The sequence below is a fragment of the Streptomyces sp. NRRL F-5122 genome (genome assembly GCF_001507435.1).
In the GTDB taxonomy this organism is placed as follows: Bacteria; Actinomycetota; Actinomycetes; order Streptomycetales; family Streptomycetaceae; genus Streptomyces; species Streptomyces lannensis.
On the sequence record NZ_LMWH01000248.1, the window covers coordinates 15,125 to 31,209 of the forward strand.

At 68.5% G+C, this 16,085-nt stretch carries 14 protein-coding genes and 1 pseudogene; 5 read left to right on the forward strand and 10 right to left on the reverse strand.

Annotated elements, in window-relative coordinates; all coding sequences use genetic code 11:
- Positions 1-2 precede the first annotated feature (2 nt).
- From ADL25_RS30440 to ADL25_RS30465, 6 genes are all read right to left on the reverse strand, one after another.
- Positions 3-1,223, reverse strand: coding sequence for an acyl-CoA dehydrogenase family protein (locus ADL25_RS30440; RefSeq protein ID WP_059131092.1), 1,221 nt, complete (start codon positions 1,221-1,223; stop codon positions 3-5).
- A 1-nt stretch (position 1,224) separates the two neighbouring features.
- Positions 1,225-2,175, reverse strand: a complete 951-nt coding sequence (locus tag ADL25_RS30445; RefSeq protein ID WP_059131093.1) for a 3-hydroxyacyl-CoA dehydrogenase NAD-binding domain-containing protein — start codon at positions 2,173-2,175, stop codon at positions 1,225-1,227.
- A complete protein-coding gene (locus tag ADL25_RS30450; RefSeq protein WP_059131094.1) occupies positions 2,172-2,918 on the reverse strand; it encodes an acetoacetate decarboxylase in 747 nt (248 codons plus the stop codon). Before ADL25_RS30450 ends, ADL25_RS30445 begins: the two co-directional genes overlap by 4 nt.
- 1 nt (position 2,919) lies before the next feature.
- Positions 2,920-3,687, reverse strand: a complete 768-nt coding sequence (locus tag ADL25_RS30455) for a crotonase/enoyl-CoA hydratase family protein (protein WP_059131095.1) — start codon at positions 3,685-3,687, stop codon at positions 2,920-2,922.
- A gap of 37 nt (positions 3,688-3,724) precedes the next feature.
- Complete coding sequence (locus tag ADL25_RS30460; RefSeq protein ID WP_181922943.1) at positions 3,725-4,882, reverse strand: CaiB/BaiF CoA transferase family protein; 1,158 nt, start codon at positions 4,880-4,882, stop codon at positions 3,725-3,727.
- A 116-nt stretch (positions 4,883-4,998) separates the two neighbouring features.
- Positions 4,999-5,937 carry a LysR family transcriptional regulator gene (locus ADL25_RS30465; RefSeq protein WP_234381100.1) on the reverse strand — a complete coding sequence of 313 codons (939 nt, stop codon included), beginning with the start codon at positions 5,935-5,937 and terminating at the stop codon, positions 4,999-5,001.
- A 255-nt stretch (positions 5,938-6,192) separates the two neighbouring features.
- Between ADL25_RS30465 and ADL25_RS30470 the strand changes: the two genes are divergently transcribed.
- Positions 6,193-6,801: a TetR/AcrR family transcriptional regulator gene (locus ADL25_RS30470; RefSeq protein WP_059131097.1), complete on the forward strand. Its 609-nt coding sequence runs from the start codon at positions 6,193-6,195 to the stop codon at positions 6,799-6,801.
- 77 nt (positions 6,802-6,878) lie between these two features.
- Here ADL25_RS30470 and ADL25_RS30475 read toward each other — a convergent pair whose 3' ends face one another.
- Both ADL25_RS30475 and ADL25_RS30480 read right to left on the reverse strand, forming a co-directional pair.
- Positions 6,879-7,643, reverse strand: coding sequence for an SDR family NAD(P)-dependent oxidoreductase (locus ADL25_RS30475; protein ID WP_059131098.1), 765 nt, complete (start codon positions 7,641-7,643; stop codon positions 6,879-6,881).
- Between the two features lie 356 nt (positions 7,644-7,999).
- Positions 8,000-9,451, reverse strand: a complete 1,452-nt coding sequence (locus ADL25_RS30480; protein WP_059131099.1) for a carboxylesterase/lipase family protein — start codon at positions 9,449-9,451, stop codon at positions 8,000-8,002.
- Between the two features lie 423 nt (positions 9,452-9,874).
- Between ADL25_RS30480 and ADL25_RS30485 the strand changes: the two genes are divergently transcribed.
- Positions 9,875-10,852 (forward strand): alpha/beta fold hydrolase, encoded by a 978-nt coding sequence (locus ADL25_RS30485; RefSeq protein WP_059131137.1) that lies wholly within the window; start codon positions 9,875-9,877, stop codon positions 10,850-10,852.
- 39 nt (positions 10,853-10,891) lie between these two features.
- On the opposite strand, the gene ADL25_RS30490 is transcribed toward ADL25_RS30485, so the two are convergent.
- A complete protein-coding gene (locus tag ADL25_RS30490) occupies positions 10,892-11,485 on the reverse strand; it encodes a CGNR zinc finger domain-containing protein (RefSeq protein WP_059131100.1) in 594 nt (197 codons plus the stop codon).
- Positions 11,486-11,571: 86 nt separating this feature from the next.
- Here ADL25_RS30490 and ADL25_RS30495 point away from each other — a divergent pair, with 86 nt between their 5' ends.
- From ADL25_RS30495 to ADL25_RS46675, 3 genes and pseudogenes are all read left to right on the forward strand, one after another.
- Entirely contained in the window at positions 11,572-12,360 is a 789-nt protein-coding gene (locus ADL25_RS30495) for an MBL fold metallo-hydrolase (protein ID WP_059131101.1), read from the forward strand.
- 518 nt (positions 12,361-12,878) lie between these two features.
- The gene (locus tag ADL25_RS30500) at positions 12,879-13,403 is read left to right on the forward strand and encodes a cysteine hydrolase family protein (RefSeq protein ID WP_234381096.1); all 525 of its coding nucleotides are present in this window, start codon (positions 12,879-12,881) and stop codon (positions 13,401-13,403) included.
- Between the two features lie 454 nt (positions 13,404-13,857).
- Positions 13,858-14,136 (forward strand): annotated as a pseudogene (locus tag ADL25_RS46675) (helix-turn-helix domain-containing protein); the annotation flags it as partial.
- 208 nt (positions 14,137-14,344) lie between these two features.
- Here the strand turns inward: ADL25_RS46675 and ADL25_RS30510 are convergent.
- Positions 14,345-15,751: an RCC1-like domain-containing protein gene (locus ADL25_RS30510; protein WP_059131102.1), complete on the reverse strand. Its 1,407-nt coding sequence runs from the start codon at positions 15,749-15,751 to the stop codon at positions 14,345-14,347.
- Between the last annotated feature and the right edge of the window lie 334 nt (positions 15,752-16,085).

Genomic DNA, 16,085 nt, shown 5'->3' on the forward strand with positions numbered 1-16,085 from the left:
CGTCACCCCACGAAGGCGCTGTGGCCGGTGATCGACTTGCCGACGATGAGGGTCTGCATCTGGTGCGTGCCCTCGTAGGAGTAGAGGGCTTCGGCGTCGGAGAAGAACCGGGCGACGTCGTAGTCGAGGAGGATTCCGTTGCCGCCGAAGAGTTCGCGGCTCCAGGCGACGACCTCGCGCATTCGGGCTGCGACGTACTCCTTGGCCAGCGCGGAGTGTTCGTCGCGGAAGATGCCCTGGTCCTGCAGCCGGGCGAGTTGTATCAGCATGCCCCAGCAGGCGGTGATGTTGCCCAGGCTCTTGACCAGCAGGTCCTGCACCAGCTGGAACTTCGCGATGGGTCGGCCGAAGGCGATGCGTTCCTTCGCGTAGTCGAGCGCGAGTTCGTAGGCGCCGATCATGACGCCGAGGGCCTGCCAGGCGACCCCGCTGCGCGTCTGGCGCAGCACCTCGGCGACGTCGCGGAAGCCCTTGATGTTCTGCAGCCGGTTGGCCTCGGGCACACGGACGTTGGTCAGGGTGATCTCGGCGTTCTGCACGATGCGCAGTGCGATCTTGCCCTCGATCTTCTCGGGCTTGAAGCCGGGGGTGCCCTTCTCGACGACGAAGGCCTTGACCTTGTTGTCGTCGACGTCCCGGGCGAAGACCACGACGTAGTCGGCGAATGTGGCATTGCCGATCCACTTCTTGGCGCCGTTGAGGACCCAGGTGTCACCGTCGCGCCGGGCGGTGGTGCGCATGCCGCCGGAGACGTCGGAGCCGCCGAGCGGTTCGGTCAGCGCAAACGCTCCGATCTTCTCCATCGTGGCCATGGCGGGCAGGAACCTGTCGCGCTGCTCCTGGTCGCCGCCGTAGTAGATGGAGTAGAAGCCGAGTCCGTTGTGGACGCCGAAGAAGGTGGCGGTAGAGGCGTCGACGCGGCCGAGCTCAGTGGCGAGCATGCCACCCAACAGGTGGCTGCCGGCCGGCTTGTGGTCGCCGTACCCCTCGTAGGCGAGGGCGGCCAGTCCGCTGCTGCGGAACTTCTCGATGTACTCGAAGGGGAATTCGGCCTTGCCCCAGTACTCGTTGACCAGCGGCTTGATCTCCTTGCGCAGGAAGGCGCGGGCGTCGAGCAGTATCTTGCGCTCCTCGTCCGAAAGCAGCGTCTCGTAGCGGTAGAAGTCGGCGGCCGGCAGGTCGTCCAGCGGGGCGGCGGGGGTGGGGACGGGGGTGGTGGTCATCTCAGTTCTCCTTCTGGTGCTGATTGCGACGGATGTCCGCCAGGGCGGACAGGACGGCGAGTTGCCTGCGGTCACGGGCTTCGGCGAGGTCGGCGTACGGGGTGGACTTGTAGGCCTTCTCCACCGCTTGGACGACCCGCTCCTGGTCCTCGGGCTCCTGGGAGGGCTCACCGAGGGACATCTGCTGCATCGACGAACCGATGTGCTCGGTGATGTGGCGGTAGCCGCCGGGCCCACCGCCCAGGTGCGCGCCCAGGAAGGGACCGACCGTCGCCCAGCGGATGCCGAGCGAGTGGGTCACCACCGTGTCCAGGTCCTCGGGGGTCACCACGCCCTGCTGGACGAGGTAGACGGCCTGGCGGCTGAGCGCGTTCTGGAGACGGTTGCCCACGAACCCGGGAATCTCCTGGCGTTCGACGACGGGCGTACGACCGACGGCGGTGTAGAAGGCGACGGCCGCCTGCACGGACTCCTCGGTGGTGCGCTCGCCGGGCACCACCTCGACGAGCGGCAGCAGGTGGGGCGGGTTGAACGGATGTCCGATGAGGATCCGGCCGGCGTCCTCGATGTCCGTGGTGAAGGCGGTCGCCGGGATCGCCGACGACGAGCTCAGCAGCAGTGCGTGTCCAGGGGCTTCCCGGACGAGCTGGGCGAACAGCTCCTTCTTGAACTCCACGCGTTCCGGGGCGTTTTCCTGGACGACGTCCGCGTCGCGGACCGCTTGGGTCACATCGGCGGCGAGATGTACACGTGCGGCGAGGCCGTCGGTGTCCAGGCCCTGTGCGGCCAGGTGCGGACCGAACGCGGCAAGTGCCTCGGCGACCGCCTCCGCCAGATCGGGCCGCGGGTCGCTGACGTGGACGGTCAGACCGTGTGCGGCGAACAAGGCTGTCCAGGACAGTCCGATGGTGCCCGCCCCGATCACGGCGGCGGTACGGATGGGGTGTGTCACTGCACGTCTCCCTTCAGATAGTCGAAGACCGGCTCGACCGGAGCGAGGGTCAGGTCGGTGAGGATGTGGCTGGCGGAGACGACCTCGAGCACGGGCAGGTCCGCCAGCGGGGCGAGGACGTGGGCGAAGAGCTGGAGCCGTGCGGGGCCCGTGTAGGCCTCCTTGACGACCACGTCGGTGATCTCGGTGCGCACCAGTTCCTGGACACGCATGCCACTCCGGTAGCCCGGGACGGCCTTGAGCATGAAGGTGGGCACGGTGATCTGGGCCCTGGCCGTGTCCTCGTCGAGGGGCTGGTGCTTGTAGCCCATGGTCGCGGTGGCGACGCGAAGGGTTCCGTGGTCGAGGGTGCCGACGAGCGCCCCGTGGTCGACGTACAGGCTGGGTGCGCCGATGACCTTCGGATATGCGCTGACCTCGCGCCCGGACGCGGTGGCCGGGAAGTTGTCGAGGTACATCGCGTGCAGGTACTCGCCCTGTTCGCCCTCGAAGTGGACCTGGATGGCCTGTCCCGCCTCGGTGTAGGGCCCGAACCCGCTGACGTCGCCCATCTTCATGACCTCGAAGCGGACCAGCGGTTCGCCGATCCCAAGGGGTTCGGGGACGACGGCACGCAGTGCGCCGGGGTCGGTGCGGTAGACGATGTTGAGGTACTCGCGGTCGGTGAAGCGGGGGACCGTAGACGCGTACGCCGGGCTGGTCAGTGGGGTGGTCAGGTGCTTCCTGACGTCCTCGATGCGCATGTCACCGCCCCGTCCACTCAGGGGTCCGGCGCTCGGCGAAAGCGGTCATGCCCTCGCGGACGTCGGCCGAGGCCATCAGACCGGCCATCACCGTGCGCTGTGCGGCGAAGGCCTCGGACTCGGGCGCGCCGTCCGCGGCCCGGGTGACCGCCTTCACGGCGGCCAGCGCGAGCGGGGCGTTCGCAGCGAGCTGCTCGGCGAGCAGAAGGGCGTGTTCCACGGCCTGTCCGGTGGGCACGACCCGGTTGGCCAGGCCCAGCTCGCCGGCGCGGCCGCCGCTCACCGGCTCGCCGGTCAGCAGGAACTCCATCGCGAGGTGGTACGGGATGCGCCGGGGCAGCCGGATCACTCCGCCGCCTGCGGCGATCAGTCCCCGCTTGACCTCCGGCAGGCCGAAGTGGGCGTCCTCCGCAGCCACGATCAGATCGCAGGCCAGAGCCAGTTCGAATCCGCCGCCCACGGCCCAGCCCTCGACGGCGGCGATCAGCGGCTTGGTGCGCTCGACCTCGGTCACCCCGCCGAATCCACGCCCGGGGACGTTGGGGGACTCGCCGCGCAGAGCGGCCTTGAGGTCCATGCCGGCGCTGAAGGTCCCGCCGGCGCCGGTCAGCACTCCGGTTCGGAGTTCCGGGTCGGCCTCCAGCTCGTCCAGCGCCTTGGCCAGGAGCGTGGCGACCGCGGCGTTGACGGAGTTGCGTGCTTGCGGACGATCGATCGTGATCAGCAGGGTTGTGCCCGCCCGCTGGGTGCGCACGTCGGTGGTGCTCATGGCTCGCCTCTCTCGGTGAGGTACAGGGGGGTGGGGTTCAGTGGCCGGACAGCTCGGCGAGGACTTCGGCGGTGTCCTGGCCAGGTACCGGGGCCAGACGGCGGATCGAACCGGGTGTCGCGGAGAACTGCACCGGGATACCGATCGTGCGGATCGGTCCCTCGGTGGGGTGGACGACGGGCTCCAGCAAGTGGCCGTCGCTGACGTAGGGGTCCTCGTGGGCGTGTTCCAGCTCCAGCACGGGGGCCATCGGGATGCTGTGCTCGGCGCACACCTCTTCCCACTCGGCGGTGGTAAGCGCCGGTGCGCACTCGTCGGCGAGCAAGGCCAGGCCGTCAAGGTCGGCCATGTCGATGGTCGCCCCGTTCACCCGGGGGTCGGCGGCGAGGTCCGGTCGCCCGGCGGCTACGAAGAAGTCGCGGAAGTTCTGCGGGGTGTAGGGGATGAGGCAGGCGAGGCCGTCCTTGGTGCGCCGGGCCCGGTGTTCCTTCGACATCGACCTGGGGTGGCCAGTTGGGCCGATCGCCGGCTCGAACTCGTGCCCCGCCAGATGCTCCACCAGATTGAACGCCAGGAGCGTGTCGGTCATCGGCACCTCGATGTGCTGGCCCTGCCCGGTGCAGCAGCGGTGTAGCAGGGCGGCGAGCACGCTGTAGACGATGGTCAGGGCGGAGACCTTGTCCCCGATGATCGTCGGCAGGTACACCGGTGTGCCGAGCGCGCGGCGGGTGATGTCGACCAGCCCGGAGGCGGCCTGCACGGTTTCGTCGTAGGCGGCGTTGCCGGCTCGGTCGGAGTCGCTGCGGAAGCCCTGACCGTGGGCGTAGACGAGGCCCGGGTTGCGTGCGGCGACGTCCGCGTAGGTCAGGCCCAGTCGGTGCAGTGCGGCCGATCGCATGTTGGTGATCAGCACGTCCGCGGTGTCGATGAGCTTCAGGGCCTGCTCGTGCTGCGCCGGGTCCTTGAGATCGAGGGCGACGCTGCGCTTGTTGCGATTGACGTTGAGGCTGAGGGCGGTCATGCCCGGGGTGACGTGATACCGGCCTACGCGAACGGTGTCGGAGGGCGACTCGATCTTGATCACGTCGGCGCCGAGATCACCGAGGATCTGGGCCGCGTACGGACCCATCACCACGGTGGACAGGTCGATCACCCGTACACCGTCGAGCGGTCCGGTCCTCAAGGATTCCGCCATCTCCTCTTCCTTTCGCGCCGTGCTTCGTCGTGCCTGATGCACAACGCTAATGAAGAGCGATGCCAGGTGGAATTATCGAAATAGGAACGGCGGTGTGACCGCAGCGGTCACACCGTTCACCGGGATTTTCCGGATGGCGTTTTCCGGGTATCGGACCGGCGACGGACGGGCTTGTCGAAAATGTCGCACGCGGCTGTGACCAGCTCTTTGAGATCTCCGTCGGCGCGGTCGCGGCGCCACACCAGGGCCGTGTCCAGGCTGGGGTGGAAGTCGGTGAACGGCAGTACAGTCACATTCTCGATGCTGTATCCCCGCATCGGGCTATCCGGTTCGAGAATGGATATACAGAACGCCGATCCGTTGGAAATGACTTCGGATATTCCGGCGTAGCCGGTGTCGGTGAGGGTGATGCGATTGCGAATACCGTGCTCTGTCAACGCCTGATCCAGTACCTCGAAATACGGGGGCCTGATCTCCTTGGGCGGGGGGATGTACGCGAGATCGGCCAGGTCGGCGAGGGCGACGGCGTCCCGGCCGGCGAAGCGATCGGCCGGTACGGCCGCACCCATGCGTTCCGACATGACGTTGATCAGGTCCAGGGCGGGGTCGGTGAACGGCAGTCGGGCCAGCGCCAGAGCGAGCCTGCCCTCGCGGACACCCGCTACCAGGGCCTGGGTGCTGCCCGGCCAGCGCTGGAGATCGAACAGCCCTTGGACGCGGTCGGCGAGGGTGGCGACCCGCGCTCTCAGCTCGGGATTCAGTCCCGGAGGTATGCCGATCAGCGCGGTGCTGCGCTGCACCCGGGTCGCCTCGCGCAGCCGCCATGGGATGGAGCTGAACTGATCGAGCACGTCGCGGGCGATCGGAAGGAGGGCGGCGCCGGCTGGAGTGAGCGCGACGCTGTGGGTGTCCCGCTCGAACAGTCGCTGCCCCAGTTCGCGCTCCAGATCTCTGATGCGCTGGCTCAGAGGGGACGTCGCCATGTGGAGCCGGCGAGCAGCCGCCGAGAAGTTGAGCTCCTCGGCGACCGCGACAAAATATCGCAAATGCAGCATTTCCACGTATTCAACGGTAGCCCCGCATCGCCCGGCGGGCAGCGGAGCGTGGCGACGTCGAATTCGGGCGTGTCGTCGCTTTCGGGCGCCCCGTGGGCGGGCCGAGCCAGTCATGTGATGAGCGCTGGAAAGGGGTGTGCGCCGATCGGCCCAGCGAGCGCCGGTCACCGGATCGGGCTGCGGAGTCCTGAGGTGTGACGGGTGCCCGCCGCGGCCCTACAATGGACTGCGTAGTCCATTCTGATAGGACGGGTCATGCGCGGCGAGCTGACGGCGAAGGGCAGGGCAACGCGGCAACGGATCGTCGAGGGGGCGGCGGCGGTGCTGCGGGAGCGGGGAGCCGCCCTGGCCACGCTGGACGACATCATGGCCCGGACCGGGACGAGCAAGGGTCAGCTGTTCCACTACTTTCCCGCAGGCAAGGACGAACTGCTTGTCGCGGTGGCCCAGTTCGAGGCGGATCAGGTCCTGGAGGACCAGCAGCCGCATCTGGGATGCCTCGACTCATGGGAGGCCTGGCAGCAGTGGCGGGACGTGGTGATCGAACGCTACGAAGCCCAAGGGGACGAGTGCCCGCTCGGTTCGCTGTTCTTCCAGATCGGTCGCTCGACTCCCGGCACGCGGGCGATCGTCATCGAGCTGCTGCGCCAGTGGCAGGAGAGCCTGGCGGCGGGCGTCCGGGCGCTCCAGGCGGCCGGGCTCATCCCCGCGGACGTCGACGCCGACATCAGGGCCGCGGCGCTGCTGGCCGCGATCCAAGGGGGCGTGTCGATCCTGCTGTCGACGGGCCGGTCCACCCATCTGCGGGCCGCCCTCGACCAGGGGATCGCGGACCTGCGCGCTACGAGCCACGCCGCGGTCTGACCGCGGCCGTTCCGCCCCCGGAGGGCGGCTCCGCCGAAACCGCCGCTCCCGGGCGCGGACGGCCTCGGCGCCGTGCGTCAGGCGGCGATGACCGCCGCGGTGGTGCGGCCTCCGTCGACGTCGAGCACGATGCCGTGCACGAACGAGGACTCCTCGCCCGCCAGATACACGGCGGCGTTCGCGATGGCGTCAGGAGTACCCATGCGCCCGGCAGGAGTGCCCTTCATCATGACCTCGCCGGGGTGGACCTCTCCGGGCGCCGGGGTCAGCACCACGCCCGGAGAGATCGCGTTCACCCGGACACCTTGCGGTCCGAACTCCGCCGCCCAGGCCCGGGTCAGGGTCTCCACCGCTCCCTTGGTCGAGCTGTACAGGGCGCCGACCGGAATGCCCAGGCGTGCGATCCAGGAGCCCAGGTTGATGATCGAGCCGCCACCGGCCGCCACCATGGCGGGTGCGACGGCCGCGGTCAGGAAGAACGGGGCCTTCACGTTCACCGCGTAGACCTGGTCGAAGGTCTTCTCGTCGGTCGCCGCCGTGGTGTCGCCGGGGTAGATGCCGGCGTTGTTGACCAGGACGTCGATACGGCCGCCGAGGACCCGCGTCGCCTCCCGGGCCAGCGCCTCCGAGGCCGTGGCGCTGCCGTCCAGGTCGGCCTGTACGAAGTCGGCGCGGCCGCCACGGGCGCGGATCCGGTCGACGACCTCCTTGCCCCGTTCGACGTTGCGGCCCGAGACGACGACGTGCGCCCCCTCGGCGGCGAAGGCTTCGGCGATCGCCCGCCCGATGTTGCTGGTTGCCCCTGTCACCAGGGCGGTCTTGCTCTCGAGCCGCATCGACATGGTCCACTCCGTTGCTCGCGTCTCACCGTGATCCCGAACGGCCGATTCGCATGGTGACGCCGGCCGGGCGGGTGCCCTGGCGACCAGGGCGAGTGCCACTGTGCGACGACAAAAATGGACCTGCAAGTCCAAACTGTGAGGGTCCGAGGCAGCGCGCCTTCCGGTACAGAAGGCAGGGGACGGGCCGCGGCTCGTGTGAGCGAAGGCGATCCTCTGCCCTTCGTACTGTCGGCGCCGGCCGGTACCACCGTGTGCCCGGCCTCTGAACGGGTCGGCGCCCTAGGGGCGGAGCGCCGGCCTCAGCCGCCGGCGGCCAGGTGCGCGGGTTGCACCAGACACCCGGAAGCCAGCTTGCCTCAGCCGAAGTGCCGGATCCCTGTGTCGGCCCCAGGCGTGTACGCAGGCCAGTCACTCGCGGCGCCGGTGGCGACGAACGCGGCGACTGCCGTGGCGAATTCAAGCCCCAGTGCTCGCTGACCGTCTCCCGCTTCGCCCAGCATCGGGCTGTCCGGGTAGCTGTCGAACGTCATGAAGAGGAAGGGCAGATCCACACAGTGCGTGGCGCCCAGATGGTCGGGGTCGCCGGCGGGACGGTAGTCGAATTGGTAGACGTACGTGCCGTTGCCGTTGGCGGCGTGGTGGTCGGCTATCCGGAGCGCGTCGTTGCGGAAGAGGGCATCCGTGTGCAGCGCGGTGAACACCTCGGCCGGTGTTCCGTGCGGGAGCTTCGCCGCGTACTGCTGATACACCGCCGGTGCATCGGAGCCGAGCTGGCCGGCCAGGAGGTCGAGGGCGCCTTGCTGTGTGAGCGACTGAATGCGGGAGTCGAAGGCGAAGAACGCGGTCATCTCGTTACGGGCGGTGCCGATCAGGAGATCCTTGCCCTGAAGGCGCCCGTCCGAGAGGGCCTGCTGCCAGGAAGCAGGGAAACCGGCGCCGCCCAGCACCGGGTACATGGGAGGGGCGGCGTTATCGGGGCGTGCCAGTCGGGCTCCCAACTCGGCGTAGACGGAGAGAAGTTGCTCGACGGGAAGCGATCGCAGTGCCGCTCCGGGATCGGGACTGCCCTCCATGCCCAACAGCTTCAGGTACTCCTCGGCGGCCTCGGCGGCCTGCTCGGGGTCTTGTGGCGGAAGGCCCCAGGGACCGCTCTGCAGAAGGAGACGATCGACCATGGAGCTGGTCGCGGGATCCAGTGCCAGGTAGAGGGCCGAGTACGCACCGGCCGACTGACCGCCGACGGTCACGGCTTGCGGATCGCCGCCGAAAGAAGCGATGTTGTCCTGTATCCACCGCAGCACAGCGCCCTGATCCCGAACTCCGAGGTTGTCGGCACCGATCTGCGGCAGATGCAGGTAACCGAGCGGTCCCAAACGGTAGTTGGCGGTGACCACCACCATATTGCCGGTCTCCGCCAGGCGGGCACCGTCGTACCAGTCCCATCCGCCCGAGCCGCTGGTGAAACCGCCCCCGTGGAACCAGACCAGAACGGGGCGAGGGCTCTTGTCCTCGAGGGCCGACCGCGGAGTCCACACGTTCAGGGTGAGGGAATCGTCCTCGTTCCAGTAGGGCTTGCGATGCCCCATGATCCGCTCCAGCCGGGACGGCCCCTGCGGTGCGGCCGGACCGGCGCTGACGGCCTCACGTACTTCCGACCATCCCGGATGGATCTGCGGTGCGGCCAAGCGCAGCTCGCATACCGGTGAGGCCGCGTAGGGGATCCCGCGAAAGGAAAACACGGGCCCCTCGTCCGAGCCCCGGACCGTGCCTCGGTCCGTGGCCACAACCTGACTCATGAGGTCCGTCATCGTCTCCACCTCTCCTGCGCCATATGTGCTCTGACCTCGTTGTAATGCCGACAGCGCATGTATGCCAGAAGAGGTCGTGATTGCGGCGAACGAAGGACAAAGGATCTGGTGATCCGCCGAAAGTACGCTATCGAAGCAGGCGATCGTGCATCACGAGCCTTGCCCCGGCACTTCTCGAGGATCCGGCCTCCTTTCGCCACCGACTGTCAGGACTGCGATGCTGTGAGGAGGCGGCGGGGTGCCTTCACGGCGGCATCGCAGCTCCGCACGAGCCGGCGCACAGCCGCTGCCCCACTCTGGATGGACCATGCCGGACCGAGGCCAGAGTCCGCCTGCATCGCAGCGGTACACGGCTTCGGGCAGATGGCGGATGCTGACGCCGGCGTCTCCGGGGTCCACACGCGGTCCGGTTCGGAGGTTGACATGGCGGGCACGGTCCAGCACACGTTCTTCGCGGTCAACGGGGTCAGGCTGCACGTTGCCGAGCAGGGCGCAGGCCCGCTTGTCGTGCTGCTGCACGGATTTCCGGAGAGCTGGTACTCGTGGCGGCACCAATTCGGTCCGCTGGCTGCGGCGGGGTACCGCGTCGTCGCCCCCGATCAGCGTGGTTACGCCCGCAGTGAGCAGCCCGAAGCCGTCGAGGCGTACACCCTGTTGCATCTCGCCGGGGATGTCATCGGGCTGGTCGACGCGCTGGGCGACAAAAGGGTGGTGCTCGTGGGGCACGACTGGGGTGCCTTTGTGGCCTGGGTGACCGCCATGCTGCGTCCCGATGTCGTGCGCGCCGTTGCGGGCCTGAGCGTCCCGCCGGTACTGCCCGGGGGCATGAGTCCGCCGTCGATCACGCGCAAGAGGTACGGTGACGGCTTCTACCAGGTCGCCTTCCAGGAACCGGGCGTCGCCGACGCAGCGCTCGCCCGGGACCCGGAGACCACGTTCCGGCGGGTACTGTTCGGGGGCTCGGGGGACAACCCTTCCAGCCTCGATCCCTGGATCGTCCCCGAAGGCGGCACACTACTGGACTTCATGCCGGAGCCGGCACAGCTGCCGGAATGGCTCACCCAAGTAGACATCGAGGCTTTCGCCGGCGACTACGTCCGTCATGGCGAACGGGCCTTCACCGGCGGCCTGAACTGGTACCGGAACGCCGAACGCAACTGGGAGCTGCTCGCGGCCTTTCGCAGCCGACGGATCGAGGTGCCGGCGCTGTACATCGCCGGGGACCGCGACATGGTTGTCGGCATGTCCGGAGGCGGAGACGCCGTCCTCAAGAGGGTCGAGCAGGCGGCACCGCATCTCCGGCGCGGAGTGATCCTGCCAGGCTGCGGCCACTGGACCCAGCAGGAACGCCCGAACGACGTCAACCGAGGGCTCTTGGACTTCCTTGCACAGTTGCCCTGAACCATTACGACCGACAACTCGGCCCGAAGCTGCGTGGCGTCAGTGGGAGGTGGTGCGGCGCGCGTAGGCGCGGGCCGCCCGGGCGCGGTCGCCGCAGCGAGTGGAGCACCAGTGGCGGCGGCCGTGGCGGAGCAGGAATCGGTTGCAGGGCGTGGAGCCGCATGCGGTGAGACGAGCGGCGTCGGGGCCGGTGAGCAGGTCGGCAGCGTCGGCCGCGAGCGTGGCCAGGGCGTGGTCGACCATGGCGGTGGTGGGGTGGGGGATGGTCCGGTACGGGCCGGTCCTTTCGTCCCATTGCAGCAGCGGGGCGGTAGGAACGCGGGTCATCGCATCGTTGATGGCCGTGATGGCGGTGGGGTGAGCGGGCAGGCCGGAGGCGTGGGATGCGAACAGCGATCTGATCTGTTCGCGAAGCGAGCGCAGTTGCGACGCGCACATCTCCCGCATGCCGGCGTCGACCGGAGCGAGGCCACGCTCCGTCAGCCACTGATTCGACTGCGCGGGAGTGCCCAGAAGATCCACGGTGAGGCCGCCGGGCAGCGCGATTGCGCTGTTGGCCAGGGCGATGGAGAGGTGCTCGTCCTCGCCTTGTGCGGGCGGCAGGCCGGGCTGCTCGATCACGGGCTCCTTCATGGTTCTCATGGTACGGATTGCGCGCATCCGTGAGAAGCGGCTACCGTCGTATCACGGTTCACTCGAATCCATCCGTGAGGTGTTTGGTGTCCTCTCTCCCCGCAGCGACCGATCAGTTCCCCGTCCGGGTGTTCGGCGGCCCGACCGCCGGCTTCGAGTACGGCGGACTGCGGTTGTTGACCGATCCGACGTTCGACGGCCCTGGCGCATACGGCCGGCCGGGCCGCGTTCTGACCAAGACCGCCCACGCCACCACCACGCCCGCCGACCTCGGCCACATTGACCTGGTTCTGCTCTCGCACGACGAGCACCCCGACAACCTCGACAACTCCGGCCGAGCCCTTCTCGGCGACGTTCCCCTGACCTTGACGACGCCCGGAGGCGGGCAGCGCCTGGGGGGCAAGGCCAAGGGCCTGGCCGACTGGGAGTCCATCGAACTGAACCGCCCCGACGGGGGCACGATCACCGTCACCGGGGTTCCCGCGATCCACGGTCCCGGCCCCCGAGAGGAGGTGGAGCCGATCACCGGCCAGGTCGTCGGCTTCGTCCTGACCGGCGAGGGCCTGCCCACCGTTTATGTCAGCGGCGACAACGCTTCGCTGGACGCCGTTCGGGAGATCGCCGGCCGCTTCGCCCCGATCGACACCGCCATCCTCTTCGCCGGTGCCCCCCGCTTCCCCAGCCTTTTCGACAACCAGCTCATCGTCCTGGACAGCGCCCAAGCGGTCGAGGCCGCGAGGATCCTCGGCGCCCGTCGCGTCGTTCCCGTGCACTACGACAGCTGGGCCCACTTCACCGAGGGCCGCGACGACATCGAGGCGGCCTTCATGACCGCCGGGCTGTCCGACCGTCTGGACTGGGGCGGACGGAGCTGACGTCCGGGACTCACGGCGGCGACAGAACGCAGGAGCCGGACACTCGTCACCCCGGGTCCCGGCCGATCGACCGGGACCCGGCCGGGGGACCGGCAACCGCGTAGAAGGTCTGTTGGCCGTCCTGTCCGGCCGGGCACCACGGGAACGGAGTGCTCCCCACCTCAGTCGCGGCGTCGAGACACAGGTTGATGAGCACCCGGCTCCGCTCGGCTCGCTCGGCCGACGACGAGCCTCAGTGTCAAGCTGAGAGTGCGAGAAGCCTTCGACGGCCATCCGCTCCGCGGGTGGGACTCGGATCCGGCATCCGGTTCATCGGCACCTGCAGGCCCGCCGCCCAGGTGTCTGCCGTGTCGAGTAGTCCGACGCCACCCGCGACAAGACCGGAGCGAGGAAACGATGAACGACCAAGAGAGCACCTACCCGCCGGAAGAAACCGCACTGCTGGTCATCGACCCGTACAACGACTTCCTGTCCGAGGGGGGAAGCTGTGGCCCTCGGCCAGGCAGGTGGCGGAAGGCGTGGGGCTGCTCGACCATATGCGCGCGATGCTCTCCGCGGCCCGCACCCTGGGTTTCCACGTCTTCATCGTGCCCCACCACCAGACAAAGCCCGGCGACTACCGTACGTGGGACCATCTGTCCCCGACCCAGCAGCACGTCGTCCAGAGGCAGGTGTTCGCCGCGGGCAGCTGGGGAGCCGAGTGGCACCCTGACTTCGTCCCGCGCGAGGGAGAGCTCGTCATGCGCCAGCACTGGGCGTCGAGCGGCTTCGCCAACACCGATCTGGACATGCTGCTCAAACAACATCGTGTCCAGAAGATCGTACTCATCGGCATGAAGGCCAACACCTGCGTCGACACCACAGCACGCTTCGGCCAGGAACTGGGTTACCACGTGACGCTCATCCGTGACGCCATCGGCGCCTTCAACTGGGACGAGATGAGGGCCACGTTCGACATCAACGCGCCCGCGTACGCGCACGCCGTACTCACCACCGACGAGTTCCTCACGATGGTGGACAAGCGGACTCACGAAATGGCCTGATGACGTGCGGGCTGCACCCGGGAGGCGAAGGGAGCGCCAACAACGCCGCATTTCCGGCTAGTTGACCGAGTCGGACATGGGTCGCGGACGCAGAAACGGACGTGCATCGCCGGGCCGGACCGAGCTAAGGTTACGCACGTGCAGGTGCGCAGGTTGCGGTTACTTCCGCCTTGAAAGCGGGTGACGCGGGTTCGAATCCCGCCGCCGGCATTGTGCCGGTGTCGTCCAGCGGCCCAGGACACCTTGTGTACCGCTGCCGACTTCGAACTCTGCACACCTACGGCGCGAGCCGCTCGCCGAGCACACGAGGCGGGCGGCTTCGTCACGCCAAGGGGCGTACGCGACCCCTTCGGTGAACGGGCTGATGAGGAATCGCGGAGGCCTGAAAACCCTCGAGCTACGCAAGCGGTTCGCGAAGGACCCGGTCCTGATCGTGTAGAGCGCCCTCCTCGCATTGAGCGGGCGCGAGGTTGGGGCCATCGTCGTCCTGACAGCCCCGTTCACAGGGCTGAGCCCGCGTGCCTTGAGCAAGCCGGTGACCCAGCTGCGTAGGGACGGTGCCGACACTCCCGCTCGCGGACGGCCGTGGAGGCTGCCACTGGCGGACCGTGTGCTGCTGGTCGCCGTGTACTGGCGCACCGACCTGACCTTGCGGCAACTGGCGCCTCTGTTCGGCGTGTTGAAGTCCGCGGTCAGTCGCGTCATAGACCACCTCGGCCAGAAGCTCATGCTAAGCCATGTTGCCCCGACTGGAAGCGATTCTCGACCAACGTCAGCCTGACGACAGCGACCCCGTCCTCCGAAGGCCGCTCGAAGACATCAGCCAGTTGGTCACCGTCCTGCGGTTCCGTGTGGACAAGGACGTTGAGCTCATCTTCGGCTGACCACAGGAGTGCGGAGTGCCCCGTCGTTGAGGGGATGGCAGACGGTTACGGGACAAACTAGTCTCGGGGGCGCTGATCGTCGACCAGGGCGAGGCTGTGCTGTCCGCCGCCGTCGATGGTGTGTACGTCGGTGAGGAATCGGGTGCAGGGGGCCGTTTGGCCGGGCGCGCACACCCGGACCGGTGTGCTCCGGTTCGTGGTGGTGCCGTCGCCCAACTCACCGAAACCGTTCTCTCCCCAGGCGAAGGCTGTACCGTCCTTGCCCAGCGCCAAGCTGTGGCGTCCGCCTGCGGTGATGGTGCGGACGTGGGTGAGGGATTGGGTGCAGGGGGCGGTCTGGCCGGGCGCGCACACGGGAACCGGTGTGCGCCGGTTGACGGTGGTGCCGTCACCCAGCTGACCGGCACCGTTGTTGCCCCAGGCGAGAGCGGCGCCGCCATCGCGCAGCGCCAGGCTGTGAGTGCGGCCCGCGCCAATGGTGTGGACGTGGGTGAGGAATTGGGTGCAGGGGGCGGTCTGGCCGGGCGCACACACCCGGACCGGCGCGCGCCGGTTTGTGTTGGTGCCGTCACCCAGCTCACCGAAACCGTTCTCTCCCCAGGCGAAGGCTGTACCGTCCTTGCCCAGCGCCAGGCTGTGAGTACGGCCGGCGGCGATGGTGTGGACGTGGGTGAGGAATCGGGTGCAGGGGGCGGTCTGGCCGGGCGCGCACACCCGGACCGGCGTGCGCCGGTTGACGGTGGTGCCGTCACCCAGCTGACCGAAACCGTTGGTTCCCCAGGCGACGACGGTGTGGTCCTTGCGCAGCGCCAGGCTGTGCCCGCCGTGTGCCGTGATGGTGTGGACGTGGGTGAGGAATCGGGTGCAGGGGGCGGTCTGGCCGGGCGCGCACACCCGAACCGGCGTGGTCCGGTTGGCGGAGGTGCCGTCCCCCAGCTGACCGCCGCCGTTGTTGCCCCAGGCGAGGACAGTGCCGTCTTTGCGCAGCGCCAGGCTGTGGCTGGTGCCTGCGGCGATGTCCACCACGTCGGTGAGGAATCGGGTGCAGGGGGCGATCTGGCCGGGCGCGCACACCCGGACCGGAGTGCGCCGGTTGACGGTGGTGCCGTCACCCAGCTGACCCGAACCGTTGTCTCCCCAGGCGAGGACCGTGCCGTCCTTGCGCAGTGCGAGGCTGTTGGTGGTGCCTGCGGCGATGCCCACCACGTCGGTGAGGAATCGGGTGCAGGGGGCTGTCCGGCCAGGCGCGCACACTGAAACCGGCGTGCTCCGGTTGATGGTCGTGCCGTCACCGAGCTGACCCGAACCGTTGTCTCCCCAGGCGAGGGTGGTGACCTCTGGTTTGCCGGCGTCGGCCGCAGGGGCCTGCCGTACGCCGGGGGACGCGGCGGTGGCCATCAGGGCCGCTACGGCGACGGCGACAACGCGCCTGCGCAGCGGCCTGCCATCGCGTGCGAGAAGCATGGGAAGCCTTTCATGCAACTGGAAGCGGACCGGCCCTTGAAGGAGCCGGCTCGGTTGAACGTCAGCAGACAGATTTGCCGTGCTCCTCGACGATTCCTCATTCATAAGGCGCAATACGCCGGATTTCCCCCTGATGGACCTGAGGAGCGGGCTCTTGAAGTTGGAGACCGGTGCTGACTTCGAGGTACTTCCGAGCCGAACGGCTTCTGCCCGCCTACTCTGGGACATCTGGTCCTGCTGGCACGAAGTCATGCTCGACAGGCGTCACCCCCCGGCCTCGACTGGCCCGAGCCGTCGACAGCCTCCAAGCCCCAGGAGCGGCCCGTGTCCACAA

Bases quoted from the DNA above. Each gene is read 5' to 3' on its own strand.
- ADL25_RS30440 (WP_059131092.1), bottom strand. From the start codon at position 1,223: ATGACCACCACCCCCGTCCCCACCCCCGCCGCCCCGCTGGACGACCTG.
- ADL25_RS30450 (WP_059131094.1), bottom strand. From the start codon at position 2,918: ATGCGCATCGAGGACGTCAGGAAGCACCTGACCACCCCACTGACCAGC.
- ADL25_RS30455 (WP_059131095.1), bottom strand. From the start codon at position 3,687: ATGAGCACCACCGACGTGCGCACCCAGCGGGCGGGCACAACCCTGCTG.
- ADL25_RS30460 (WP_181922943.1), bottom strand. From the start codon at position 4,882: ATGGCGGAATCCTTGAGGACCGGACCGCTCGACGGTGTACGGGTGATC.
- ADL25_RS30465 (WP_234381100.1), bottom strand. From the start codon at position 5,937: ATGCTGCATTTGCGATATTTTGTCGCGGTCGCCGAGGAGCTCAACTTC.
- ADL25_RS30470 (WP_059131097.1), top strand. From the start codon at position 6,193: ATGCGCGGCGAGCTGACGGCGAAGGGCAGGGCAACGCGGCAACGGATC.
- ADL25_RS30475 (WP_059131098.1), bottom strand. From the start codon at position 7,643: ATGTCGATGCGGCTCGAGAGCAAGACCGCCCTGGTGACAGGGGCAACC.
- ADL25_RS30480 (WP_059131099.1), bottom strand. From the start codon at position 9,451: ATGACGGACCTCATGAGTCAGGTTGTGGCCACGGACCGAGGCACGGTC.
- ADL25_RS30485 (WP_059131137.1), top strand. From the start codon at position 9,875: ATGGCGGGCACGGTCCAGCACACGTTCTTCGCGGTCAACGGGGTCAGG.
- ADL25_RS30490 (WP_059131100.1), bottom strand. From the start codon at position 11,485: ATGAAGGAGCCCGTGATCGAGCAGCCCGGCCTGCCGCCCGCACAAGGC.
- ADL25_RS30510 (WP_059131102.1), bottom strand. From the start codon at position 15,751: ATGCTTCTCGCACGCGATGGCAGGCCGCTGCGCAGGCGCGTTGTCGCC.